The following is a 22,936-nucleotide window of genomic DNA, read 5'->3' as shown; positions in this document are numbered from 1 at the left end:
GGCGGCGGATCGTGGCTCACGGGGTACCCCCGGGGTAGACGGCCTCGACGTACGGGGTGCGCCGCAGCAGGTCGTCCGCGGCGTCGGAGCTGAGGTCGAACAGCGGCCCGGCCACCACGGTCAGCCCCAGCCCCAGCACCACCAGGGCGACCGTCGGCGCGATCATCAGGCGGGGCAGCATCGCGCCCGGGTGGGCGTCGCGGTCCGGCCCCCGGTAGGGCTGCTCCACCCCGTCGGTGCGGACGGTGTGCACGCTGTCCTGCGGTTCGGGCATCTCCGGGTGCGGACGACGCCAGAACGCCAGGTTCCACACCCGGGCGATGGCGTAGAGGGTGAGCAGGCTGGTCAGCAGCCCACCGGCGACCAGCACCCAGGCCAGCACGCCGCCGTCGTCCACGCCGGCCTGGACCAGGCCGAGCTTGCCGAGGAACCCGGAGAACGGGGGGATCCCGGCCAGGTTCAGCGCGGGCACGAAGAACAGCACGGCGAGCAGCGGCGACAGCCGGGCCAGCCCGCCGAGCCGGTCCAGCGCGGTGCTGCCGCCCCGGCGTTCGACCAGACCGGCGGCGAGGAACAGGGTGGTCTGGATGGTGATGTGGTGCACCACGTAGAAGATCGCGGCGGCCAACCCGAGCGACGAGCTGAGCCCCACCCCGAACAGCATGTAGCCGATGTGGCTGATCAGGGTGAACGACAACAGTCGTTTGATGTCGGACTGGGCGACCGCGCCGAGGATGCCGACCAGCATGGTCAACGCCGCCACCACCAGCAGCAGGTCGGCGGTCCGGCCACCGGGGAACAGCAGTGTCTCGGTGCGGATGATGGCGTACACGCCGACCTTGGTGAGCAGGCCGGCGAAGACGGCGGTGACCGGCGCGGGCGCGGTCGGGTAGCTGTCGGGCAGCCACGCCGACAGCGGGAAGACCGCCGCCTTGATGCCGAAGGCGAGCAGCAGCATCCCCTGGAGCACCAGCCGCAGGTCGTCGGGGAGGGCGTCGAGCCGGTCGACGAGCTGCGCCAGGTTGAGGGTGCCGGTGGCCGAGTAGACCAGCCCGATCGCCACCAGGAAGATCAGCGACGACAGCAGGCTGACCACGACGTACGTGGTGCCGGCCCGGATCCGGGTCTCGGTGCTGCCCAGGGTGAGCAGCACGTAGCTGGCGACCAGCAGGATCTCGAACCCGACGTAGAGGTTGAACAGGTCGCCGGAGAGGAAGGCGTTGCACACCCCGGCGGTGAGCACCAGGTAGGTGGGGTGGTAGACGGACAGCGGTGTGTCCTCGTGCCCGTCGGCCATGCCCTGCCCGATGGAGTACACCAGCACGCAGAGGGTGACGGCGGCGGACACCACCAGCATCAGCGCGGCGAGCTGGTCGGCGACGAGCACGATGCCCAGCGGGGCGACCCAGCCGCCGACCTCGACGACGAGCGGCCCGTCGATCGAGGAGCGGACCAGCAGGGTGGCCGCCACCGCCACGGTCGCGGTGAGCACGGTGAGGCTGACCCACCGCTGCGCGCGGGGCCGGCTGGCCAGCAGCAGGGTCAGGGCCGCGCCGAGCAGCGGCATCACCACCGGCAGCGGGACGAGGTAGTTCACGCGTCCCTCCCCCGCTCGCCGGCCGCTGCCGCCACCGGGGCCGCCGAGGGCCGCCGGCCGTCCTGATCGGGCCGGCCGTCGTCGGGCTGGTCGTCGTCGGGCTGGTCGTCGGAGTCGGACTGGTCGGCGTCGTCGGTGCCCGGCCCCTCGTCCCGGTCGGCGAGGTCCATGATCCGGCGGTCCTCCACGTCGTCCTGCACCTCGTCGTGGCCGTTGAGGTGCCAGCTGCGGTACGACAGCGCCAGCAGGAACGCGGTCATGCCGAGGGTGATGACGATGGCGGTGAGCACCATCGCCTGGGGCAGCGGATCGCTCATCTCCCCGGCGTCGGTGGTGCCGACGATCGGTGGGCCACCGGCCCGGCCACCGGTGAGCAGCAGCAGGTTGGCCCCGTTGCCGAGCAGGATGACGCCCATCAGCACCCGGGTGAGGCTGCGCTCCAGCAGCAGGGTCACCCCGGCGGCGAAGAGCACGCCGACCACCACGATGTAGGTGAGGTTGGGGGTCACACCAGCTCCTTGTCGTGTACGTCGTCGCGGGCGTCCTCCTGCTGGCGGTCCATCTCGGCGCCGAGGCTGCGCAGGATGTCCAGCACCAGGCCCACCACGATCAGGTAGACGCCGACGTCGAAGAAGACCGACGAGACGAAGTGGACCTTGCCGAGCAGGGGCAGGTGCAGGTCGACCACCGCGCTCTGGAGGAACTCCCCGCCCAGCGGCATCGCCACCACTCCGGTGCCGACGGCGAGGAAGAGCCCCGCGCCGAGCACCGCCCCGGCGTCGACCGGCGCGGCGGCGTTGAGTTCCCGGCGGCCGCCGGCCAGGTAGCGCACGGCCAGGGCCAGGCCGGCGACCAGGCCGGCGGCGAACCCGCCCCCGGGGGCGTTGTGGCCGGAGAAGAGCAGGTAGACGGAGAAGAGCACGATGGCGTGGAAGAGCAGCCGGGTGACCACCTGGAGGATCACCGAGTGCCGGTGCGCCTCGAAGCCGGCGGTCAGCCAGCGGGGACCGCCGGTCGTCACCGGTCGGGGGCCGGGGAAGGCACTGCGCCGGTCCAGGTCCCGGGAGCGGCGGAAGATCAGACTGGCCACACCGGTGGCGGCCACCACCAGCACGGCGATCTCACCCATGGTGTCCCAGGCCCGGATGTCGACCAGGGTCACGTTGACCACGTTCTTGCCACCGCCGTAGGAGACCGCCTCGTCGGGGAACCGCTCGGAGATGGGGGTGGCCAGCCGGCCGCTCGCCGCCACCCAGGCCATCCCGGACACGACCGCGCCGACGGCGACCCCGATCGCGATCCGGCCGCGCCGGCTGGCCCGGATCGGCCGTTCGGAGAACTTCACCGGCAGCCGGCGCAGCACCAGCACGAACATGACGATGGTGACGGTCTCCACCAGGAACTGGGTCAACGCCAGGTCCGGTGCGCCGTGCAGGACGAACATCAGGGCGGTGCCGTAGCCGGCGACGCCGACCAGGATCATCGCGGTGAGCCGGCGCAACGCGCGGGCGGCCATCACGGCGGCGACGATCACCAGGGCGGCGACCACGGCCTGCAACGGGGTGTCCCAGGCGCGGAACTGCCGGGGCCACGGCCCCCCGGTGAGCAACGCCCCGCCGGGCAGCAGCACCAGCACCACCAGGATGATCCCGAGATAGAACGGCAGCGAGCCCCGCTGGGTGGCGCCGGTCAGCTCGACCGCGAGCCGGTCCACCCCGGCGACCAGCCGTTCGTAGCCGGCCGCGCCGTCCAGCGGCGTCCACCGGGTGGCCCGCACCCGTCCCCGGTGCAGCAGCAGGAACAGGCCGCCGCCGGCCGCCACCGCCAGGGCGGACAGCCCCAGCGCCGGGGTCAGGCCGTGCCAGAGCGCCAGGTGGTAGCCGGGCCCGCCGGAGGCGAACCCGTCGGCGTACGGGGCGAGCAGCCCGTCGAGGGCCGGGGCGGCGACACCGACGGCCAGCCCGGCGACGGCGAGCAGCGCCGGGGCGGCGAGGAACGACCGGCCCGCCGGGTGCGGTTCGACCGCCGGCACACCGGGCTTACCGGCGAACGCCCCCCACAGGAACCGCAGCGTGTACGCCACGGTCAGCGCCGAGCCGGTCACCACCCCGGCCAGCACCAGCAGGTCCGCCGTACCGCCGTGCTGGAAGGCGTCGAGGGCGGCCTCCTTGGCGACGAAGCCGGCCGTCGGCGGCAGCCCGGCCATCGACGCGGCCGCCAGCACGGCGACCCCGGCCAGCACCGGTGCCCGCCGGCCGAGGCCGCTGAGTTCGCGCAGGTCCCGGGTACCGGTGGTGTGGTCGACGATCCCGACGACGAGGAAGAGGGTGGCCTTGAACAGGGCGTGCGCCAGCACCATCGCCGCACCGGCCAGCGCGGCGTCCCGGGTGCCGGCGCCGAGGATCACCATCAGCAGCCCGAGCTGGCTGACCGTGCCGTAGGCGAGGAGCAGCTTCAGGTCGGTCTGGCGCAGTGCCACCCAGCCGCCGAGCAGGAGGGTGGCCAGGCCGGCGGCGAGCAGCACCACCCGCCAGGCGGTGACCCCGGCCACGGCGGGGCCGAGCAGGGCGACCAGGAACACCCCGGCCTTGACCATCGCGGCGGCGTGCAGGTAGGCGCTGACCGGGGTGGGCGCGGCCATCGCACCGGGCAGCCAGAAGCTGAACGGCACGATCGCCGACTTGCTGAGCGCGCCGAGCAGGATCAGCATCAGCGCGGTGACCAGGTAACCGCCGTCGGGCAGGGCGGTGGCGACGACCGACCAGCGGTAGCTGCCGGCGTGCTGGCCGAGCATCACGAAACCGGCCAGCATGGCCAGCCCGCCCAGGGTGGTGACCAGCAGCGCCTGCATGGCGGCCCGCCGGCTGGCCCGCTTGGCCGGGTCGTACCCGATCAGCAGGTACGAGAAGACGGTGGTGAGTTCCCAGAACACGTAGAGCAGCAGCAGGTCGTCGGAGACGACCAGACCGAGCATCGAGCCGGCGAACGCGACGAAGACGGCGGCGAAGCGGCCCAGCCCGGGGTCGTCGGAACGGAAGTACCGGGCGCTGTACGCCAGTACCAGCGCGCCGACCCCGCCGACGAGCACCACCATCACCCAGGACAGGGTGCCCATCCGCAGGGCCAGTTCCAGGCCGATCCGGGGCACCCACGGCCAGGTCTCCACCACCGGCTCGCCGGACCGCACCCCACCGGTACGGGTCAGCGCCCAGACCAGCGTGGCGGCCGGGGCCAGCGCCACGGCGTAGAGCGCCCGGCGACCGAATCGGCGTACCAGCCCGGGGGCGACCACGGCTGCCAGGGCGTGGACCGCCACCAGGACCAGCACATACCCTCCTCGAAGATCGGTGTCGGGTCTCCCCCGCCCGCTCGGGGCTGCGTGGGACCGGCGGCGCGGGGACGGGCGTCCCCGGGTCGCACGGCCACCGCGACGGTGGCGTAACCCTGGTTGGTCGTTCGGTCTGTCGTGGTGTCCGGTCAGTGACCGGCGAGCACGTCCGCGGCGGTGGTGGTGGCCGCCTCCGTACCCGCGACGGCCACCTCGTCCCCGGCGAGCAGGACGAAGTCGTCACCGGGGGTCGGGACGACCCGGCCGGCGCGGACCACCGCCAGCAGCGACAGCGGCCGGCCGGACAACCCGGTGTCCCGCCAGCGCTTTCCGTCACCGACGCTGTCCACGGCGACGGGTATTCGGACCACGGTGACGCCGGGGAGCTGGCGTTCCAGCTCGGCCAGGTGGTCGACGGTGACCGCCTGGTTGAGTACGGCGGCGACGGCCTGCGCCTCGGCCTGGTCGAGCACCAGGGTGCCGAGGGCGGTGTCGCCGTCCTCCGGGTGGTAGATCACGATGTCGCGCCGGCCGCCCGGGTGGGAGATGACGCTGGCCCACTGGCCGTTCGTGGTGGCGAAGCGCTGGCAGAGTCCGACCCCGGGAAGAACCGTCCGTTCGAACCGCATGCCTACCTCCCTCGCCCCGCACCGAAGGGGCGTCCGGCCGGTAACGGCCGCGCGCCCCTTCATCCCTATCATGATCAGGGCGTGATCGCCCACCCCCGCCGTCCCAGCACCCGGAACGCCGCACGTCGGCGGCGCCTCGGCGGCGGGCGGTGCGGGGCTGCCGGACCCAGCGGTCGCACGCCTCAACGGGCGTCGGTGCGTTCGGCGGACCGGTGCCGGCTCGGCGGATCGTCGCGGTCGATGCGCAGTTCCCGTTCCAGTTCGGCGATGACCGCCCGCAGGTCGTCCAGCCGTTGGGTGAGGGCGATCCGGTCCACCTCGTCGGGCACCCCGTCGCCGTCGGCGTCGTACCCGGGCGCCAGCCGCTCGGTCATCTCCAGCCGACGGGCCTCCTCCATCGAGTTGACGATGACCGCGATCAGGATGTTCAGCAACAGGTTGACCGTGATGATCACGTAGCTGACGTAGTAGACGAGCGTCCACGGTGACAGCGCCAGGCCCTGCTCGACCAGATCCGGCAGGGTCTCCAGGGACAGCAGCACGAACAGGGTCAGCAGGGACCGGCCGATGTCGCCGTACTGCTCCGGATAGGCCCGGCCGAAGATCAACCAACCGGCCATGCCGTAGACGTAGAGCGTCACCATGGCCAGCGCGAGGAACCCACCGACACCGGGGAGGCTGCGCCACAACGCGGCCACGATGGTGCGCAGGCCGGGCGAGAACCGCACCAGACGAAGCACCCGGGCGACCCGGACGACCCGCAGCAGCGCCGAGTCCCCGTGCAGCCCGGGTAGGAAGATCGCCGCGATCACCACCAGGTCGAACACGTTCCACCCGTGCCGGAGGAAGTCCTGCGGCCGGCGGCCGTACGCCAGCACCCGGACGGCGATCTCGGCGACGAAGGCGGCCCGGAAACTCAGCTCCAACCAGTGCAGCACCGGCCGGGCCACCCCGAGATCGGGGTAGGTCTCCACCCCGAGCACCGCGGCGTTGGCCATGATGAGCACCACGATCGCCGCCTCGAAGGGACGCGACCGGGAGACCCGGGCACACCACCCGGCCAGGCCGGACGGGCGGGCGGCCCCGGGATCGGGGGACCTCCGGGGCGCGGGAGGGGACGCGGAGGGCACCGGTCACCCCGTCCCGCGGCGGTACGGGAACAGGGCGGCCATGCCGACACCCTATCGGCCCCACCGGACGGTCACCGACGGTGACGGTTCGACCGCCCGTCCGCTCCCGGCACAGCGATCTCGTCACGGATTGAACGACCTGCGCCCCGACTTCGTACATCCGGGGTGAAGGGAGTTGCTCATGAAGCGCATGACCCCGTTGCTCACCCTGCTGACCGGGACGGGCATGGCCGCCGTCCTGTTCGCGATGAGCGCCCAGGCGGCGCCGCGTACGGTCGACCCCCGGACGGCCACGAACGCGGCGGCCTCGCCCGGGGCCGCCGTCGAGTCGCCCGCCGTGCCGGCGGAGCCACCACCGGACGCCGCCCCGGCCGAGCCCGCCGAGCCCGCCGAACAGCGGGGCCAGCCCGCCCCGTCGCCGACCTCCCCACCGGCCGCCCCACCGGCGGCCGGGGCCGACTCCAACTGGACCGGACGGCTCGACGGCGGTGCCACCATCGCGATCACCGTCACCGACGGCAAGGCGGTGGCGTACGTCTGCGACGGCAAGAAGCTGGAGGTGTGGCTCAACGGCACCGCCGCCAACGGCCGGATGAAGCTGACCGGCAAGAAGGGCGAGGTGCTCACCGGCTCCTTCGGCGACGGTGTCGCCTCCGGCGAGATGGTGGTGGGCCAGCGCCGCTGGAAGTTCACCGCCAAGCAGACCGGCAAGCCCGACCCGGTGCTGTACCGGGCCACGTCGCAGCAGCGTCGCTCCGGTGTCGACGGCGGCTGGATCATGCTGCCCGACGGCAGCCAGATCGGGGTGGTCACCCGCGACGGCGAACCGGTGTCGGCACCGCCGCTGGACCCGGCGTTCGGCACCACCATCCTCGACGGCCGGACCCTCACCGCCGCGCCGGTGACAGCCGACCCGGGGGCCGGTGAATGACGACGGCCCGCCGCAGGTTCGAAACCGACGTGGGACGCGGTCCGGACGACGGTCCGTCGGTCCGGGTCCTGCCCGACCAGGACATGTTCGACCGGGACCTGTCCGGCCGCGACATGTCCGACCGCGACATGTCCGACCGGGACATGTTCGCCCCCCAGCCCGCCGTGGCCCCACCCGCCCCGACCGGTGCGCCGCCCGCCTCGGTGGTGGTGCCGCTGCTGGTCGGTGCCGCGGTCGCGGTCGCCATCGGGGCGTACGCGCGGGTGCACCAACCCACCGGGATCGCGGTCAACGTGGCCGGCTTCTCCAGCCCGCAGGCGGTCAAGGTGTGGCTGGGCAGCGGCGCGGCCTTCTTCGCCGTGGTGCAGTTGCTCACCGCGCTGTCGATGTGGGGCCGGCTCGGCGGCTTCTCGCCCTCCTGGGCGGGTGGGCTGCACCGGTGGAGCGGGCGGATCGCCTTCCTGCTGACCGTGCCGGTGGCGGTGCACTGCCTGTACGCGTTGGGCTTCGCCGACTACGACCTGCGCACCCTGACGCACTCCCTGCTCGGCTGCCTGTTCTTCGGGGTGTTCACCACGAAGATGCTGTCGCTGCCCAAGCGGGGGCTGGCCGGCTGGGTGCTGCCGGTGGTCGGCGGGCTGCTCTTCACCGTCCTGATGGGCATCTGGGTCAGTTCGTCGCTGTGGTACTTCACCACCTTCGGGGTGGGCACGTGACCGACGGGCACGCGACACCGGACGGTTACGGAACACGGGAGAGGAACGACGGGTCGATGTGCGACGAACGTGGGGCGGGTTGTCCGTCCCGACGGACCGTGCTGGCCGGAGCCGGCGGGGTGGGTGTCGCCGCCCTGCTCAGCGGCTGTCAGACGTACGGCGAGTCGACCGCGCCGACGGCCGCCGGGCAGGGCAGTGCACCGGCCGCCGCGTCCCCGGGCGGGGCCACCTCGGACGGGGCGTCCCCGGGCGGGGCCGGGCCGTCCGCCGGGGCGAGCGGTTCCCCCGCCGGTGGCGGCGGGCAGCCGCCCGCGCCCGCGGCGCTGGCCGCGGTGGCGGACATCCCGGTCGGCGGGGGCAAGATCTTCAAGGCCGAGGGGTGGTGGTGACCCAGCCGGCCGCCGGCACCATCAAGGCCTTCTCGGCGACCTGCACCCACCAGGGGTGCACGGTCACCTCGGTCAAGGACGGCACCATCGTCTGCGGCTGCCACAACAGCGTCTTCGGCATCGCCGACGGCGCCGTGCAGAGCGGCCCGGCCGGTCGGCCGTTGACGCCCCGGGCGGTGACCGTCGACGGTGACGAGGTGCGGCTGGCCTAGAGGGCGGCGTCCAGCCACACCATCCGCCGGTCCAGCCAGTCCCGCAGGTACTCGACCTGCCCCTGCCAGGTGTCCGCGGTCGGGGTGACGATGGGGCCGATCTTCTCGGTCGTCAGGTTGGGCCACCGCTGGAAGTTCCGGTCGGCCGCGCCGGCCAGTGGCGTGGTGAGCCGGGCGACGCGGGTGTCGAGCTGGGCCGGGGAGAGCGGCCCCTGGCGCAGCTCGGCCCAGCGGGCCCGCACCGCCGCCATGAAGGCGGGATCCGTCATCAGCCGGTTCATCCAGTTGTTGGGCCTCGGCCACCGCTGCTGCTCGTACTGCCAACCGGCGGTGTCCAGGTTGTCCCCGCCGCCGACGCCGTAGGTGAGGTCGAGATCCCACAGCGGCCCGGCGTTGATCCTGCCGCCCCGGTCCTTGTAGAAGTACGAGCTGCGGGCGTAGGCGTCGAAGTTGCGGGTCAGCTCGTTGAGGATGAACGAGTCGACGAACGAGCCCACGTCGATCCAGGCGGGATAGCCTGTCGTCGGGTCGGCGAAGTCGCGGGACTGCAGCACGTCGTTGAACTGCTGGAGGTGGCCGGTGAGCCAGGCCTGCTGCTCCGGGGCCAGCGGCGACGGGTCCACCACCTCCAGGTAGTGCCAGCAGGTCGCGGGCCGGCCCGTGCACGGCAGGGTGGGCTCCTCGGCCGTCAACCACTCGAACTTGACGATGTAGCCGCCGGAGATCGCCGGCAGGGTGACGTCGTCGGGATCGAGTTTCTTGAGGTCGAGCCGGTTCTTCGCGTTCTTGATGGTCTCGACGATCAGGTAGACGCCCTGGTAGTCCTCGGCGCCCACCGGCCGGTCGGCGACGTTGTGGTAGAACTCGACGAAGGCGTACCGGGGGGCCGGGAAACCCATCTCGCGGGCCAGGTCGAAGGTCAACGCCTCCCGGATCAACGCCTTGTCGGTGTACGGCCCGCGCAGCACCCAGTCGGATTCGGCGGGCATCCCCAGCACCGGCAGGTCGACGTCGTCGTCCTCGTTGTCGCGGAACTCGACCCGGTAGGGCGCCTTGTCGAACAGGGAACTCGACGTGCCGCGCAGGTGGTAACCGATCCGGGTGGCGAGGGTGGGTGGCGCGGAGAGCGAGGCCTCTCCCCCGACCGGCGCGAAGAGCAGCGCGGCGGCGTCGACGAACTCCCGCCCGGGTGCCCCCTGGCCGTACCCGTCGACCAGCAGGATCGGCAGGTCGAGGCTGACGTCCACGGCACGCTCGACGTAGAGGGCGGTGCCCGGGTCACCGGTCGCCGCCCCGTTGACGAACGCCCACGCCCGCAGCTGGGTGGTGTCGGTGAGGAGCAGCGGGGTTCCGTCGTACCGCGGGGAGTCCACCCGGGGCAGCGTGCCGTCCGTCGTGTAGCGGATCTCGGCACCGGCCACCGCCGTCCCCAGCGCGACCGCGAGCTCGTCCCGGAAGGTGCCGCTCGGGACGGAGAAGACGATGTCCCCGGTCAGCCCGCCGGATGGGTCCGCCGCCCGGGCGGGACTCCCCGGCGGCCCGGCCGGCCGGTCAGCGGCCGGCGCCGGGCCGCCGACGGCGGCGAGGGAGATCGCGGTCAGGATGCCCAGGATCCGGGCCGGCAGGTTCCGCACAGTCACTCCCCTGTTCCAGGGCGGCTGGACCACACTCCACTTCATCGATCGAAATTTATGTTACTCGATGAACACGACTGATCACCGTACGCCATCGGACGGCGGAACGGTCACACCGCGAGCGCCCGGCGGACCGACTGCTCGGCGGCCCGACCCCCGGCACCGGTGGCGGTGACCCGACCGGACTCCAGCACGTAGTGCCGGGTCGCCACCCGCAGCGCGAAGCCGAGGTGCTGCTCGACCAGCAGCACCCGGATGCCGGCCCCGGTGGCCAGCTCGACGATCCGGTCCTGGATCTCGGCGACCACCGACGGCTGGATCCCCTCGGTGGGTTCGTCGAGCAGCAGCAGCCGGGGCCGGGTGACCAGCGCGCGGGCGATGGCCAACTGCTGCCGCTGGCCGCCGGAGAGCAACCCGGCCCGCCGCCGCAGCAGAGGACGCAGCGCCGGGAACAGGTCCAGCGCCTCGGCGGTGGCGGCGGCCCCGTCGCGCCGGCCGTCGGCCACCAGCCGCAGGTTCTCCGCCGCCGTCAGGTGCGGGAAACACTGCTGCCCCTGCGGGACGTACGCCAGCCCCCGGGCGACCCGCTGGTGCGGCGCGAGCCGGGTGACGTCCTCACCGTCGAGGGTGACCGTGCCGGCGCGGGGGCGCAGCAGCCCGACCGCGACCCGCAGCAGGGTGCTCTTGCCCGCGCCGTTGTGCCCGAGCACGGCGGCCACCCCGTCGACGGGGACGGCCACGTCCACCCCGTGCAGCACCTCGCTGCGCCCGTAGCCGGCGCGCACGCCGCGCAACTCCAACATCATGCCTCCGGTGCGGTGTCGACGCCGAGGTAGACCTCCTGCACCCGGGGGTCCGCCTGGACCTCGGCCACGGTGCCCTCGCTGAGCACCTTGCCGGCGTGCAGCACCGTGACGCTGCGGGCGAAGCGGCGCAGGAAATCCATGTCGTGTTCGATGACCACCACGGTGCGGTCCCGGCTGACCGTCTCCAGCAGGGCGCCGGTGGCGTCGCGTTCCTCGTGGCTCATCCCGGCGACCGGCTCGTCGAGCAGCAGCAGCCGGGCGTCGGAGACCAGCAGCATGCCGATCTCCAGCCACTGCTTCTGCCCGTGCGCCAGCGCGCCGGCCGGCTGGTCACCCCGGTCGGTCAGCCCGATCGTCTCCAGCGCGGCGGCCACCTCGTCGGGGATCCGGCCACGCCGCCGGGCCAACGTCCACCAGCTCCGGGTCGCCCCGGCGGCGATGTCGAGATTCTGCACCACTGTCAGCTCCTCGAAGACCGAGGCGGTCTGGAAGGTGCGGCCGATGCCGAGCCGGGCGATGCGGTGCACGTCCCGGCCGAGCAGTTCCCGGTCCCCGAAGCGGGCCGAGCCGGTGGCCCGGACCAGCCCCGTCACCGCGTCGACCACTGTGGTCTTGCCCGCCCCGTTGGGGCCGATCAGGAACCGGATGTCGCCGGGCGGCACGTCGAGGTCGACCCCGTCGACGGCGGTGAACCCGTCGAAGGTGACCCGTAGGTCGCGTACGCACAGGCCGTCGAGTTGCGGGCCGGTCATGCCGCCGACACCTCCGTCCGGTTCTCGGCCGGCTCGACCGGCCGGCTCCGCCGCCACCACCGCGCGCCGGCCGGGTCCGACCGGCGCTGTCGGGCCAGCACCCACAGCGACGCCAGGCCGCCCGGCAGGAACGCCACCACCAGCACGAACAGCAGCCCCTGCAGGTAGGTCCAGGTGCCCGGGAAGCGTTCCGACAGGGCGGTCCGTGCCCAGGCCACCGCCACCGCGCCGAGCACCGGGCCGAGCAGGGTGGCCCGGCCACCCACCGCGACACCGATGACGAACTCGATGGACGGGACGATCCCGATCAGCGCGGGCGAGATGATCCCCACCGCCGGGACGAACAGCGCCCCGGCCAGCCCGGCCATGCCGGCGGCGATCACGTAACCGACGAGCTTGACGCCGGCCGGGTCGTAGCCGAGGAAACGGACCCGTTCCTCCCCGTCGCGGACCGCCACCAGCAGCTCGCCGTACCGGCTGCGGATGAGCTGGCGGGCCAGGGCCAGCAGCGCGAGCAGACTGGCGGCGATGATGAAGTAGACCATCCGCTGGTTGACCGGGTCGTCCAGGTCGTACCCGAAGAAGCCCTGGATGTCGGTGAGGCCGTTGGTGCCGCCGGTGGTGCCCTGCTGGCCGACCAGCAGGATCACCATCGCGGCGGCGAGGGCCTGGCTGAGGATGGCGAAGTAGGCGCCGCGGACCCGGCGGCGGAAGACCAGCGAGCCGAGGCCGAACGCGACGGCCATCGGCAGCAGCACGGTGGCCGGCAACGCGATCCACGGGCTGGCGAACGGCCGCCACCACAGCGGCAGTTCGTCGAGCTGACCGTAGAGCTGCATGAAGTCGGGCAGCTGGCCGGGGCCGGCGTCGGCGAGCTTGAGGTGCATGGCCATCGCGTAGCCGCCCAGGCCGAAGAAGACCCCCTGGCCGAGGGTGAGCATGCCGCCGCGGCCCCAGGCGATGCCGATGCCGACCGCGACCATCGCGACGCACAGGTACTTGGCCAGCAGCGACAGCCGGAAGTCCGACAGGGTCAGCGGGGCGACGGCGAACAGCAGCGCCGCGCCGAGGGCGAACCCGGCGGCGGTGCGGGCCGGGCCGTCGAACCGGCGGCCGCCCGGCGGGGTGCCGGCCACGGCGGCGGGATCGGTGCCGACCAGCGGCGCGGCGGTCATGCGAGGCTCCTGGTCCGCAGGGTGAACAGCCCCTGGGGCCGCCACTGGAGGAACGCCACGATCGCCACGAAGACGATCACCTTGGCGACGCTGAGGGTGGTGAGGTACTCGCCGGTGGCCTGGAGCACGCCCAGCGCGAAGGCGACGATCACGCTGCCCTTGAGCTGGCCGATGCCGCCGACCACGACGACCAGGAAGGCGTCGATGATGAGGTTGGTGCCCATCGTCGGGCCGATCGGCCCGAGCAGGGTCAGCGCGACCCCGGCGACGCCGGCCAGCCCGGAGCCGATGAAGAAGGTCGTCCGGTCGACCCGGGCGGTGGGGATGCCGGAGACGGCGGCGAGGTCGCGGTTCTGCACCACCGCGCGGATCCGCCGCCCGAGCGGGGTGAGCCGCAGCGCCAGGGTCAGCGCCAGCACGGCGGCCAGCGCGAGGGCCAGGATGAACAACCGGTTGTTGGCCACGGTGAGCCCGCCGGGCAGGGACACGTTGCCGGTGAGCAGCGCCGGGGCCCGGGTCTGCACGTTGGGGCTGCCGAAGACGTCCCGGGCCAGCTGCTGGAGCATCAGCGAGACGCCCCAGGTGACCAGCAGGGTGTCCAGCGGGCGGGCGTAGAGGCGACGGATCAGCAGCACCTCCAGCAGCACGCCCATGGTGCCGGCCACCGCGAAGGCGACCGGGAGCGCCACCAGCAGCGACCAGCCGGCGGCGGTCACGGTCTGCTGGAGGACGTAGGTGGTGTAGGCGCCGGCCATGATGAACTCGCCGTGCGCCATGTTGATCACATTCATCTGACCGAAGGTCAACGCCAGGCCGAGGGCGATGAGCAGCAGCACCGCGCCGATGCTGATGCCGGTGAAGAGCTGGCCGAAGAGGACTGTCACGTTCGCGCTCCGCAGTGGTGGGTCGGCCCGGACGGGGGTGCCTCCCGTCCGGGCCGGGATCGGTCAGCTCAGGCCGCTCGCCCAGGGGTAGCTCTTCAGGTACGGGTCCGGCGTGATCGGCTTGCCGGAGTTCCACACCTCGGTGATCAGCCCGTCGCCGCCGACCTTGCCGATCCGGGCGGTCTTGGCGATGTGCTGGGTGGGGCCGTCCACGGTGACCAGGCCCTCGGGGGCGTCGTAGGTGATACCGCCGGAGGCGGCCCGGACCTTCTCCACCTCGAAGGTGCCGGCCTTGTCGACCATCGCCTTCCACAGGTACACCGCGACGTAGGCGGCCTCCATCGGGTCACTGGTCGGCTTGTCCGCGCCGTACCTGGCCTTGTAGGCGGCGACGAACTTCTGGTTCGCCGCACCGGGGGTGGTCTGGTAGTAGTTCCAGGCGGTCAACTGGTCCTTGAGGTACTGGGTGCCGATCCCCTTGACCTCTTCCTCGGCGATCGACACCGACACCACGGGCATGCCCGCGGCGGTGAGCCCGGCCGAGGTGTACTCCTTGAAGAACGCCACGTTGCTGTCGCCGTTGAGGGTGTTGAACACCGCGTCGGCCTTCGCCGAGCGGACCTTGTTGACGATGGTGCCGAACTCGGTGGAGCCGAGCGGGGCGTAGTCCTCGCCGAGCACGGTCATCCCGTTCGCCGCCGCGTACGCCTTGATGATCTTGTTAGCGGTACGCGGGAAGACGTAGTCGCTGCCGACCAGGTAGACCGACTTCTTGCCCTGCGCCTTGAGGTAGTCCAGGCCCGGCACGATCTGCTGGTTGGTGGTGGCCCCGGTGTAGAAGATGTAGGGCGACTGCTCCAGCCCCTCGTACTGCACCGGGTAGAACAGCAGCGCCTTGTTCTTCTCGAAGACCGGCTTGACCGCCTTGCGGCTGGCCGACGTCCAGCAGCCGAAGACGGCGGCGACCCGGTCCTGGGAGATCAGCTTCTCGGCCTTCTCGGCGAAGGTGGGCCAGTCGGAGGCACCGTCCTCACCGACCGGCACGATCTTCTTGCCCAGCACGCCACCGGCAGCGTTGATCTCCTCGACGGCCAGCATGATGGAGTCCCGAACGGTGACCTCGCTGATGGCCATGGTGCCGGAGAGCGAGTTGAGCAGCCCGACCTTGACGGTGTCGCCGGACACGTCGGCACTCACACCCGCGGTCGACTTCCCGTCGGAGGTCTTGCTGCCGCAACCGGCGAGTGCGGCGGCGGCGATCAGGGTCATGGCGCCCGCCAGGATGCGGCGGCCCCGGAACTGTGACATTCATTCTCCCTGCGGAGCGATGTTCGCCGAATGATTTCCGTGCCGACCCGCACTGGCCGGCAGGTATTACTGTCAATGGTTGATGCGGTGCGGTGGCGATACTCGTCAGCGGGCCCACCGGATGACGGGTGGGACGTCATCCCTGGCGGTCCGCAGTGGACTTCTGGGCAGGGAAAGACTCTGCCCCGTTGTTTGCCGCCATGTTTCCCAGCCCTTAATTGACTGTTTCCCGCATCGATCACGGCGCATAAAAAAGGACCACCGCCACAACGGACGATGACCCGACATAAATGCGTGACGCACACCCGTCGACCCCTTGGGACAGGCCTGTGCCGCACCGCCGGAACCCACCCTCGACAATGGGCGGAATAGCGGTTACTTCACGCAGGAAGCATCCTAGAACCCCCACCCACCCCCCTGTCAACCACCCTCCTGCACCCCTCCCCTTCCCCCTCCCACACCCAGCCCGCCCTCCCCCAGCCCTCCCCTACCGCCCCGCCCTCCCACCGCCCCGATCTCCCCGCCCCGCTCTCCACCGCCCCGATCTCCCCGGTGATCAAGAGGTTTACGTCATCCGTCGGCTGTCCGGTGACGTAAACCTCTTGATCACCGGGGGCAGAGGCGGGCGGAGGGCGGAGGGCGGGGTGGGGTGGGGTGGGGTGGGTGGGGGTCAGAGTTCGGAGAGGACGGTGAAGTCGAGGCCGTGGGCTTCGGCGAGGTAGATGCGTTGGCGGACGTGCCGGTGGCGCAGGCGCAGCTCACCCCGCGGACCGTGGTAGGTGACCGCGTCCGCGGCCGCGCCGATCGCCCGCACGTCGAGGGTGCGCGCCCGCGCGATCAGGGCGGCGAGCAGCATGACCCCCTCGTAACAGGACTCCCCCAGGCTGCCCAGCGGTGGCGCGTCCACCCCGAAGCGGCGGGCGAACGCGCCGTGGAAGTCCAGGTTCTCCCGGGTGACCAGGCCGGCGAAGAACCCGGCCGTGCTGAACAGTCGACGGGTGCCGCCGATCCCGCTGGCCAACAGCATGTTCTCGTCCATCAGGGTGCTCAACCGCAGACACCGCTGGTCCAGCCCGGACCGGCCGAAGGCCCGGTTGAACCGGACCGCGTCGGCACCCACCAGCAGCATCAGTACCCCGTCGACCTCGGCGCGTTCGATCTCCCGCAGCACCGGCCCGAAGTTCTCGGTGCCCAACGGCAGGAACGCCCGCCCGCACACCCGTGCCCCGCTGTCGCGGGCGTACCGCTGGGCCGCCCGCGCGGTACGGCGCGGCCAGACGTAGTCGTTGCCCACCACGAACCAGCGGCGGACCCCCTGCTCCCGGGCGAGCAGCCGCATCGCCGGCCAGAGCTGGGCATCGGGGGTCTCGCTGGTCAGGAAGACCCCTTCGGTACGTTCCCCGCCCTCGTACAGGGCGGTGTAGACGTACGGCACCCGGTGCGCGATCCGCGGGGCCACCGCCTGCCGGACCGAGGAGATGTGCCAGCCGGTCACCCCCTGCACCGCCCCGGTGGACACCAGCGCCTCCACCTCGGCGGCCACCTCCGCCGGTGCCGCCCCGCCGTCGACCGGCACCAGCCGCAGCTCCCGGCCGAGCACCCCGCCGGACCGGTTGACCTCCTCGACCGCCAGCTGGGCGCACAGCTCACAGGTGGGGCCGAACATGCCCGCCGGCCCCCGCATGGGGAACACCAGCGCGACGCTGACCACCGACCGGTCGACGGTCAGCCAGGACACCCCGCCCGCGCTCCCACCCGGGCGGGGAAAGGGCACGGTCCCACCGGGGTCGGGGAAGGGCACGCCACCGCCCGGGTCGGGGAAGGGCGCTGTCCCGCCCGGGTGGGGGGACGGCTCCGGCACGCCGCGGGGACCGGGCACCGGCACGGACATGCTGACATGATTGCCGGCAACCCTGGCGGGCCACCAGAGCAGACCGAAAACCGGGACGCTTCGGTAACATGGCAACCCACCGAACGGGGAGAGACATGGCCGACGATCCCACCACGCCCGTCGACCTGATGCGTGCGCTCACCCGCGCCGAACGGCTGCTCGGCCGCCGGATCGGCGCGGTCCTCGCCACCGAGGGCCTCACCGTCGAGGCCTGGCGGGTGCTGTGCCGTCTCGCCGACGGGCAGGGCCACCCGATGAGCGAGGTCTCCACCGAGGAGTCGTTGCCACCGGGCACCCTGACGAAGATCGTCGACCAGCTCGTCGACCAGAACCTGGTCCACCGCCGGATCGATCCGTTCGACCGGCGGCGCATCCGGGCCTACCTCACCCCCCGGGGCCACCGCGAACAGGGCCGCATCGACGCCCTCGTCCGCACCGAACTGGCCGGCGTCCTCGACGACGCGGCGCTGACCGGTCAGCTCGTCGACCTCGCCGCCCGGCTCGGCCCGCGCCGGCACCCCGTCCGCACCGGCTGACCGGCTCCCGCACCAGCTCGGACCGCCCGGCTACGCACCGGTCCGAAGCGGCCGGCTCCGCACCGGCTCGAAGCGGCCGGCTCGAAGCGGCCGGCTCGAACCGCCCGGGCTCCACACCGGTCCACAGCGGCCGGCTCGGCACCGGCTCGCAGCGGCGTCAGCGGCGACCGGTGGCGGTCGCCCCGGCCGTAGCCTCGGCGGGCGTGGTGAGCAGGTCGCGGAGGGTCTGCGCATCGGCGGCGGTGGCGGTGAGCAGCGCCGCCGGGCCACCGGCCAGCGGCAGCCAGGCGGCGGCCGCACCGGGACCGGTGGGCAGGACCCGGCCCCGGGTCACGCCGCCGGTGGCGTCCGCAACGACCGGCCCGGGCGGGGAGGCGGGGTCGACCAGCAGCAGCGAGCCGGTCGCGGTCGCCCCACCCAGCACCGCCGGCCCGGCCCAGCCGGGTGCCGCCGGACCGACCGCCAGGGACTGCCGCAGCAGCGGCCGGCCGGCGTAGTCGACCGAGGTGGTCACCACGACGTTCCCGGCGGGCTCGGCGTACCGGCCGCACACCAGTTCCTCGCGCCAGCTCAGCCGGGCGTCCCCGGCCAGCTCCACCCGGGACTCGGCGACATGGTCGCAGCCGGCCGCCGCCACCAGCTGCTCCGGCGACCAGAGCAGGGTGCCGGCGGCGTGCACCACCGCGTCCACCCGCATCCGGGAGACCGCCCCGGCCCGGCCCGGCAGGGCCACCGAGGCGGCGACGGTACGCACCCGTAGCGCCGCCCCCGGCCCCACCTCGACGGTCAGCCGCAGGTCGTCACCGGCCAGCGGACCGGCCGCGCCACCGACGACGTACACCGTCGGGATGTCGTCGGTGGCGGCGGCCTGCCGCAGCAGCAGCGGTGACTCGCTCCGCAGCTCGCGCAGCACCGTGCCGCCCCGGCCGTCGGCCACCGCCACCAACCGGGCGACCGCCCGCATCAACCGACGACCAGCCGGCCACGGTGGTGGGCCAGCTCGTGGCGGACCCAGTCGGCCACCGCGCCGGCCAGTGGATCGGCCACGATGGACAGGAACACCGTCGGCAGGTCCCCCCGCCGGGCACGGGCGTCCCGGTCCATCACCGACAGGTCCGCCCGTACCATCGGGGCCAGGTCGGTCTTGTTGATGACCAGCAGGTCGGCGGCGGTGACCCCGGGGCCGCCCTTGCGGGGCACCTTGTCGCCCCCGGCGACGTCGACCACGAAGATCTGCCGGTCGACCAGGCCCCGGCTGAAGGTGGCGGTCAGATTGTCCCCGCCGCTCTCCACCAGCACCAGGTCCAGCGGTCCGACGCCGTCGACCAGCTCGTCGATGGCGTCCAGGTTGGCGCCGATGTCGTCGCGGATAGCGGTGTGCGGGCAGCAGCCGGTCTCCACCGCCCGGATCCGCGCCGGGTCGAGCACCCCGGCCCGGCGCAGGAAGTCGGCGTCCTCGGTGGTGTAGATGTCGTTGGTCACCACGCCGAGGCGCAGCTCGTCGGCGAAGGCCCGGCACAGCGCCGCGACCAGGGCGGTCTTGCCCGACCCGACCGGCCCGCCGATGCCCACCCGCAGCGGGCGGACACCGGACGGCAGCGGCGCGTGCGGGTCGACCCCCGGCTCGGGGTGGGTGTGCGGAACGGACTCGTCGTGCGCGATCTGCTCGTGCGGGATCGTCGATACGGTTTCAGGACGCAAAGAGACGCACCTCCCAGGTGGTGTGGACTTCGGCGTGGATGTCGGTGAGTGGGGCGGCCGGGGCCGGCAGCCGCTCGGGCGGATCGTCGGCGGTGGCGACCGCGCGGGCCGCCGTGGCGTCGCAGTCGCCGGCCAGCCCCGAAAGCACCGCGTGCACCCGGTACGGGTCGAGGCCGAGCAACCGCACCGCCGCACTGGCCGGGCCGGTCACCGACCCGTACGCGGCGATCGTCGCCACCGCCACCGGGTCCAGGCCGGCGGCGGCGGCGACCAGACCGAGCACCAGCGGCTGGTGCGGCCCGGACGGGTCGGTGGGCAGGGCGTCGAACCCGCCGCCGGGCCAGATCTCCCGCCCGGCCCGTAGCAGGGCCCGGCCCTGCCGGCGGGAGACCGCCCGCAGCGCCGGGGCGGCGGTCCGGGCGTCCAGCTCGGCGTCGAGCCGGGCCAGCGTCGTCCGCCGGTCGGCGGCAGCGGCGACCCGGTGCGCCGCCACCGCGAACGCGGCGGCGACCAGCCCACCGGTGGCCAACCGGCCGCGCAGGAACCCGGCCAGGGTGGCCGGATCGGCGACCAGGCCGGCCGCCACCGCCGCCTCCAGGCCACCGGAGTGGGCGTGCGCCCCGGCGGGGAACCTGCCGTCGGCCAGCAACAGCACCATGCTCGACGGGGTCATCAGAACAGGTGGTACCGCTGCGCCATGGGCAGCTCGGCGACCGGCTCCGGGTCGACCACCACCCCGTCGATCCGGACGGTGAAGGTGTCCGGATCGACCTCGATGCGCGGCAGCGCGCCGTTCTCGGGCAGGTCGGCCTTACCCCGGGACCGCACGTCGGCCACCGGGACCAGCGGGCGGCGCACGTCCAGCCGCAGGCCCGCCTCCAGCGCGGCCGGCGCGACGAAGGCCACGCTGGTCGCGGCCGGCACCACGCCGTACGCGCCGAACATCGGCCTCGGCAGCATCGGCTGCGGGGTGGGGATGGACGCGTTCGCGTCACCCATCTGCGCGTACGCGATCATCCCGCCCTTGATCACCAGGTGTGGCCGGACGCCGAAGAACGCCGGATCCCAGAGCACCAGGTCGGCGAGCTTGCCCGGCTCCACCGAGCCGATCTCCCGCTCCAGCCCGTTGGCCATCGCCGCGCAGATGGTGTACTTCGCCACGTACCGGCGGGCGCGGTGGTTGTCGGCCCGCCCGTCGCCGGGCAGCGCACCCACCCGACGCTTCATCACGTGCGCGCTCTGCCAGGTCCGGGTGATCACCTCACCGACCCGCCCCATCGCCTGCGCGTCCGAGCCGATGATGGAGATCGCCCCGAGGTCGTGCAGCAGGTCCTCGGCGGCCATCGTGGACGGCCGGATCCGGCTCTCCGCGAAGGCCAGGTCCTCCGGCACCGACGGGTTCAGGTGGTGGCAGACCATCAGCATGTCGAGGTGCTCGGCGAGGGTGTTGCGGGTGTACGGCCGGGTCGGGTTCGTCGACGACGGCAGCACGTTCGGCTCCCCCGCCACCGTGATGATGTCCGGCGCGTGTCCGCCCCCCGCCCCCTCGGTGTGGTACGAGTGGATCGCCCGGCCGGCGATGGCGCGCAGCGTGTCGGCCACGAAACCGGCCTCGTTGAGGGTGTCGGTGTGCAGGGACACCTGCACCCCGGACGCGTCGGCGACCCGCAGGCAGGCGTCGATCGCCGCCGGGGTGGTCCCCCAGTCCTCGTGCAGCTTGAAGCCACCCGCCCCGGCCCGCAGCTGCTCCCACAGCGCCTCGGTGGAGACCGTGTTGCCCTTGCCCAGCAGCAGCACGTTCACCGGGAGGGTGTCCAGCGCCTCGTGCATCCGGGCCAGGTGCCAGGCGTTCGGGGTGACCGTGGTGGCGCGGGTGCCCTCGGCCGGGCCGGTGCCCCCACCGACCAGGGTGGTGATGCCCGAGGTGAGCGCCTCGGTGACGATCTGTGGGCAGATGAAGTGCACGTGGGTGTCCACCGCCCCGGCGGTGAGGATCCGCCCGTTGCCGGCGATCACCTCGGTGGACGGGCCGATCACCAGGTCCGGGTGGACGCCGGGCATGGTGTCCGGGTTGCCGGCCCGGCCCAGTGCCACGATCCGCCCGTCGCGCAGCCCGACGTCGGCCTTGGCCACCCCCCAGTGGTCCAGCACCACCGCACCGGTGATCACCGTGTCGAGCGCGCCCTCGGCCCGGGTGGCCCGGGACTGGCCCATCGACTCGCGGATCACCTTGCCGCCGCCGAACACCGCCTCGTCCCCGCCGACGCAGTGGTCGACCTCCACCTCGATCAGCAGGTCGGTGTCGGCCAACCGGATCCGGTCGCCGGTCGTCGGGCCGTACAGGTCGGCGTAGCGTCGCCGGTCCACCGCGCTCACCGGCCGACCTCCCCGACGCCCGGGCCGGGCCTGCCGGCTGCCGGGTCGGGCTCTCCGGCGGAGGGATCGGGCTCCCGGTCGAGCGGGCCGGCGACCTCGCCGCGCAGCCCCGGCACGATCCGCGCGCCGCCCAGCGGCACCAGGTCGACGGTGCGGCTGATCCCCGGCTCGAACCGCACCGAGGTCCCCGCCGGTACGGCGAGCCGCTGGCCGTACGCGGCGGACCGGTCGAAGCTCAGGCCCGGGTTGGTCTCGGCGAAGTGGTAGTGCGAGCCGACCTGGATCGGCCGGTCGGCGGTGTTGACCACCAGCAGGGTGGTCACCGGGCGGCCCGCGTTGATCTCGACCGGGCCGTCGCCGGGCAGGATCTCCCCGGGGATCACGGGATCGGGTGGTGCACCGTCACCAGCTTGGTGCCGTCCGGGAACGTGGCCTCCACCTGCACCTCCCCCAGCATCTCGGGGATCCCGTCGAGCACGTCGTCGCGGCTGAGCACGGTACGGCCGGCGGCCATCAGATCGGTGACCGAGCGGCCGTCCCGGGCGCCCTCCAGGAGGAACGCCGTGATCATGGCGACGGCTTCGGGGTAGTTGAGGCGCAGTCCGCGCTCGCGTCGTCGACGGGCGACGTCCGCGGCGACGTGGACGAGCAGGCGGTCCTGCTCGTGGGGCGTGAGGAACACGGGATCTCCCGGGCGGCTCGGCGTGTTTCCCACCGTACCGACTCCGAACGCGGCGAGGGCGCGGACCGGGGAGGGCAGGAGGACACGCGGGACCACCGACGGGCCACCGGCGGGGCGTTCCGGGGCCCCACCGGCCCCGGCCCGTCACGGGGCCGCTCGGCGGTGATGGTTGGAAAGGACCGCACCGCCAACCGCTGGACCGACCGTAGAGGATCACCCCGGGCCGTGGCAACGCCCGGACCCGGGCATTCGGCCCGGG

23 protein-coding genes are annotated in these 22,936 nt (G+C 73.1%); 5 read left to right on the top strand and 18 right to left on the bottom strand.

Annotated features, from left to right (window positions below):
* Window positions 1–16 precede the first annotated feature (16 nt).
* From GA0070623_RS02580 to GA0070623_RS02560, 5 genes are all read right to left on the bottom strand, one after another.
* Window positions 17–1,597 (bottom strand): Na+/H+ antiporter subunit D, encoded by a 1,581-nt coding sequence (locus GA0070623_RS02580; RefSeq protein ID WP_067303875.1) that lies wholly within the window; start codon window positions 1,595–1,597, stop codon window positions 17–19.
* Window positions 1,594–2,106: a Na(+)/H(+) antiporter subunit C gene (locus GA0070623_RS02575; RefSeq protein WP_067303871.1), complete on the bottom strand. Its 513-nt coding sequence runs from the start codon at window positions 2,104–2,106 to the stop codon at window positions 1,594–1,596. Before GA0070623_RS02575 ends, GA0070623_RS02580 begins: the two co-directional genes overlap by 4 nt.
* Window positions 2,103–4,925: a Na+/H+ antiporter subunit A gene (locus tag GA0070623_RS02570; RefSeq protein ID WP_067303868.1), complete on the bottom strand. Its 2,823-nt coding sequence runs from the start codon at window positions 4,923–4,925 to the stop codon at window positions 2,103–2,105. The genes GA0070623_RS02575 and GA0070623_RS02570 overlap by 4 nt, the downstream gene beginning before the upstream one ends.
* A gap of 149 nt (window positions 4,926–5,074) precedes the next feature.
* Window positions 5,075–5,554: a hypothetical protein gene (locus tag GA0070623_RS02565; protein ID WP_067303865.1), complete on the bottom strand. Its 480-nt coding sequence runs from the start codon at window positions 5,552–5,554 to the stop codon at window positions 5,075–5,077.
* A 182-nt stretch (window positions 5,555–5,736) separates the two neighbouring features.
* On the bottom strand, window positions 5,737–6,564 hold the full coding sequence (locus tag GA0070623_RS02560) for an ion transporter (protein ID WP_231932631.1): 828 nt from the start codon (window positions 6,562–6,564) through the stop codon (window positions 5,737–5,739).
* Window positions 6,565–6,865: 301 nt separating this feature from the next.
* Here GA0070623_RS02560 and GA0070623_RS02555 point away from each other — a divergent pair, with 301 nt between their 5' ends.
* The 4 genes from GA0070623_RS02555 to GA0070623_RS30705 all read left to right on the top strand — a co-directional run bounded on the left by GA0070623_RS02555 (window position 6,866) and on the right by GA0070623_RS30705 (window position 8,932).
* Window positions 6,866–7,615, top strand: coding sequence for a hypothetical protein (locus tag GA0070623_RS02555; RefSeq protein ID WP_067303860.1), 750 nt, complete (start codon window positions 6,866–6,868; stop codon window positions 7,613–7,615).
* Window positions 7,616–7,758: 143 nt separating this feature from the next.
* Window positions 7,759–8,331: a DUF6529 family protein gene (locus GA0070623_RS02550; protein WP_067303939.1), complete on the top strand. Its 573-nt coding sequence runs from the start codon at window positions 7,759–7,761 to the stop codon at window positions 8,329–8,331.
* A 56-nt stretch (window positions 8,332–8,387) separates the two neighbouring features.
* Window positions 8,388–8,720 (top strand): twin-arginine translocation signal domain-containing protein, encoded by a 333-nt coding sequence (locus GA0070623_RS30710; protein WP_231932630.1) that lies wholly within the window; start codon window positions 8,388–8,390, stop codon window positions 8,718–8,720.
* Entirely contained in the window at window positions 8,717–8,932 is a 216-nt protein-coding gene (locus tag GA0070623_RS30705; protein ID WP_231932629.1) for a Rieske (2Fe-2S) protein, read from the top strand. Before GA0070623_RS30710 ends, GA0070623_RS30705 begins: the two co-directional genes overlap by 4 nt.
* Here the strand turns inward: GA0070623_RS30705 and GA0070623_RS02540 are convergent.
* From GA0070623_RS02540 to GA0070623_RS02505, 7 genes are all read right to left on the bottom strand, one after another.
* A complete protein-coding gene (locus GA0070623_RS02540) occupies window positions 8,929–10,566 on the bottom strand; it encodes a CotH kinase family protein (RefSeq protein WP_067303854.1) in 1,638 nt (545 codons plus the stop codon). The genes GA0070623_RS30705 and GA0070623_RS02540 overlap by 4 nt on opposite strands.
* 110 nt (window positions 10,567–10,676) lie before the next feature.
* Window positions 10,677–11,369, bottom strand: coding sequence for an urea ABC transporter ATP-binding subunit UrtE (urtE, locus tag GA0070623_RS02535; RefSeq protein ID WP_067303851.1), 693 nt, complete (start codon window positions 11,367–11,369; stop codon window positions 10,677–10,679).
* The gene (urtD, locus tag GA0070623_RS02530; RefSeq protein ID WP_067303933.1) at window positions 11,369–12,124 is read right to left on the bottom strand and encodes an urea ABC transporter ATP-binding protein UrtD; all 756 of its coding nucleotides are present in this window, start codon (window positions 12,122–12,124) and stop codon (window positions 11,369–11,371) included. The genes urtE and urtD overlap by 1 nt, the downstream gene beginning before the upstream one ends.
* Window positions 12,121–13,299, bottom strand: a complete 1,179-nt coding sequence (gene urtC, locus GA0070623_RS02525) for an urea ABC transporter permease subunit UrtC (RefSeq protein WP_197700037.1) — start codon at window positions 13,297–13,299, stop codon at window positions 12,121–12,123. The genes urtD and urtC overlap by 4 nt, the downstream gene beginning before the upstream one ends.
* Complete coding sequence (urtB, locus tag GA0070623_RS02520; RefSeq protein WP_067303848.1) at window positions 13,296–14,183, bottom strand: urea ABC transporter permease subunit UrtB; 888 nt, start codon at window positions 14,181–14,183, stop codon at window positions 13,296–13,298. The genes urtC and urtB overlap by 4 nt, the downstream gene beginning before the upstream one ends.
* Before the next feature lie 63 nt (window positions 14,184–14,246).
* Window positions 14,247–15,491, bottom strand: coding sequence for an urea ABC transporter substrate-binding protein (gene urtA / locus GA0070623_RS02515; RefSeq protein ID WP_067303843.1), 1,245 nt, complete (start codon window positions 15,489–15,491; stop codon window positions 14,247–14,249).
* A 670-nt stretch (window positions 15,492–16,161) separates the two neighbouring features.
* Window positions 16,162–17,382 carry a substrate-binding domain-containing protein gene (locus GA0070623_RS02505; protein WP_084261120.1) on the bottom strand — a complete coding sequence of 407 codons (1,221 nt, stop codon included), beginning with the start codon at window positions 17,380–17,382 and terminating at the stop codon, window positions 16,162–16,164.
* Window positions 17,383–17,477: 95 nt separating this feature from the next.
* Between GA0070623_RS02505 and GA0070623_RS02500 the strand changes: the two genes are divergently transcribed.
* The gene (locus GA0070623_RS02500; RefSeq protein WP_067303837.1) at window positions 17,478–17,918 is read left to right on the top strand and encodes a MarR family winged helix-turn-helix transcriptional regulator; all 441 of its coding nucleotides are present in this window, start codon (window positions 17,478–17,480) and stop codon (window positions 17,916–17,918) included.
* Between the two features lie 157 nt (window positions 17,919–18,075).
* Here the strand turns inward: GA0070623_RS02500 and GA0070623_RS02495 are convergent, their stop codons facing one another.
* From GA0070623_RS02495 to GA0070623_RS02470, 6 genes are read right to left on the bottom strand one after another with little or no spacing between them, the layout of a single operon-like run.
* Complete coding sequence (locus GA0070623_RS02495; RefSeq protein ID WP_067303834.1) at window positions 18,076–18,882, bottom strand: urease accessory protein UreD; 807 nt, start codon at window positions 18,880–18,882, stop codon at window positions 18,076–18,078.
* Entirely contained in the window at window positions 18,882–19,619 is a 738-nt protein-coding gene (gene ureG / locus GA0070623_RS02490) for an urease accessory protein UreG (RefSeq protein ID WP_067303831.1), read from the bottom strand. Before ureG ends, GA0070623_RS02495 begins: the two co-directional genes overlap by 1 nt.
* Window positions 19,609–20,292: an urease accessory protein UreF gene (locus GA0070623_RS02485; RefSeq protein ID WP_067303827.1), complete on the bottom strand. Its 684-nt coding sequence runs from the start codon at window positions 20,290–20,292 to the stop codon at window positions 19,609–19,611. The genes ureG and GA0070623_RS02485 overlap by 11 nt, the downstream gene beginning before the upstream one ends.
* Complete coding sequence (locus tag GA0070623_RS02480; protein ID WP_067303824.1) at window positions 20,292–21,995, bottom strand: urease subunit alpha; 1,704 nt, start codon at window positions 21,993–21,995, stop codon at window positions 20,292–20,294. The genes GA0070623_RS02485 and GA0070623_RS02480 overlap by 1 nt, the downstream gene beginning before the upstream one ends.
* Window positions 21,992–22,378 carry an urease subunit beta gene (locus GA0070623_RS02475; protein ID WP_067303820.1) on the bottom strand — a complete coding sequence of 129 codons (387 nt, stop codon included), beginning with the start codon at window positions 22,376–22,378 and terminating at the stop codon, window positions 21,992–21,994. The genes GA0070623_RS02480 and GA0070623_RS02475 overlap by 4 nt, the downstream gene beginning before the upstream one ends.
* Entirely contained in the window at window positions 22,375–22,677 is a 303-nt protein-coding gene (locus GA0070623_RS02470; RefSeq protein ID WP_067303817.1) for an urease subunit gamma, read from the bottom strand. Before GA0070623_RS02470 ends, GA0070623_RS02475 begins: the two co-directional genes overlap by 4 nt.
* Window positions 22,678–22,936 lie beyond the last annotated feature (259 nt).

Origin of the sequence: Micromonospora rifamycinica, assembly GCF_900090265.1 — a bacterium.
In the GTDB taxonomy this organism is placed as follows: domain Bacteria; phylum Actinomycetota; class Actinomycetes; order Mycobacteriales; family Micromonosporaceae; genus Micromonospora; species Micromonospora rifamycinica.
This window is presented reverse-complemented; position numbering and strand designations above follow the sequence as displayed.

Bases quoted from the DNA above. Each gene is read 5' to 3' on its own strand.
- urtA (WP_067303843.1), bottom strand. From the start codon at position 15,491: ATGTCACAGTTCCGGGGCCGCCGCATCCTGGCGGGCGCCATGACCCTG.
- GA0070623_RS30710 (WP_231932630.1), top strand. From the start codon at position 8,388: ATGTGCGACGAACGTGGGGCGGGTTGTCCGTCCCGACGGACCGTGCTG.
- urtE (WP_067303851.1), bottom strand. From the start codon at position 11,369: ATGTTGGAGTTGCGCGGCGTGCGCGCCGGCTACGGGCGCAGCGAGGTG.
- GA0070623_RS02495 (WP_067303834.1), bottom strand. From the start codon at position 18,882: ATGCGGGCGGTCGCCCGGTTGGTGGCGGTGGCCGACGGCCGGGGCGGC.
- urtC (WP_197700037.1), bottom strand. From the start codon at position 13,299: ATGACCGCCGCGCCGCTGGTCGGCACCGATCCCGCCGCCGTGGCCGGC.
- GA0070623_RS02500 (WP_067303837.1), top strand. From the start codon at position 17,478: ATGGCCGACGATCCCACCACGCCCGTCGACCTGATGCGTGCGCTCACC.
- GA0070623_RS02555 (WP_067303860.1), top strand. From the start codon at position 6,866: ATGAAGCGCATGACCCCGTTGCTCACCCTGCTGACCGGGACGGGCATG.
- GA0070623_RS02565 (WP_067303865.1), bottom strand. From the start codon at position 5,554: ATGCGGTTCGAACGGACGGTTCTTCCCGGGGTCGGACTCTGCCAGCGC.
- GA0070623_RS02550 (WP_067303939.1), top strand. From the start codon at position 7,759: ATGTTCGCCCCCCAGCCCGCCGTGGCCCCACCCGCCCCGACCGGTGCG.
- GA0070623_RS02485 (WP_067303827.1), bottom strand. From the start codon at position 20,292: ATGACCCCGTCGAGCATGGTGCTGTTGCTGGCCGACGGCAGGTTCCCC.
- GA0070623_RS02505 (WP_084261120.1), bottom strand. From the start codon at position 17,382: ATGTCCGTGCCGGTGCCCGGTCCCCGCGGCGTGCCGGAGCCGTCCCCC.
- urtD (WP_067303933.1), bottom strand. From the start codon at position 12,124: ATGACCGGCCCGCAACTCGACGGCCTGTGCGTACGCGACCTACGGGTC.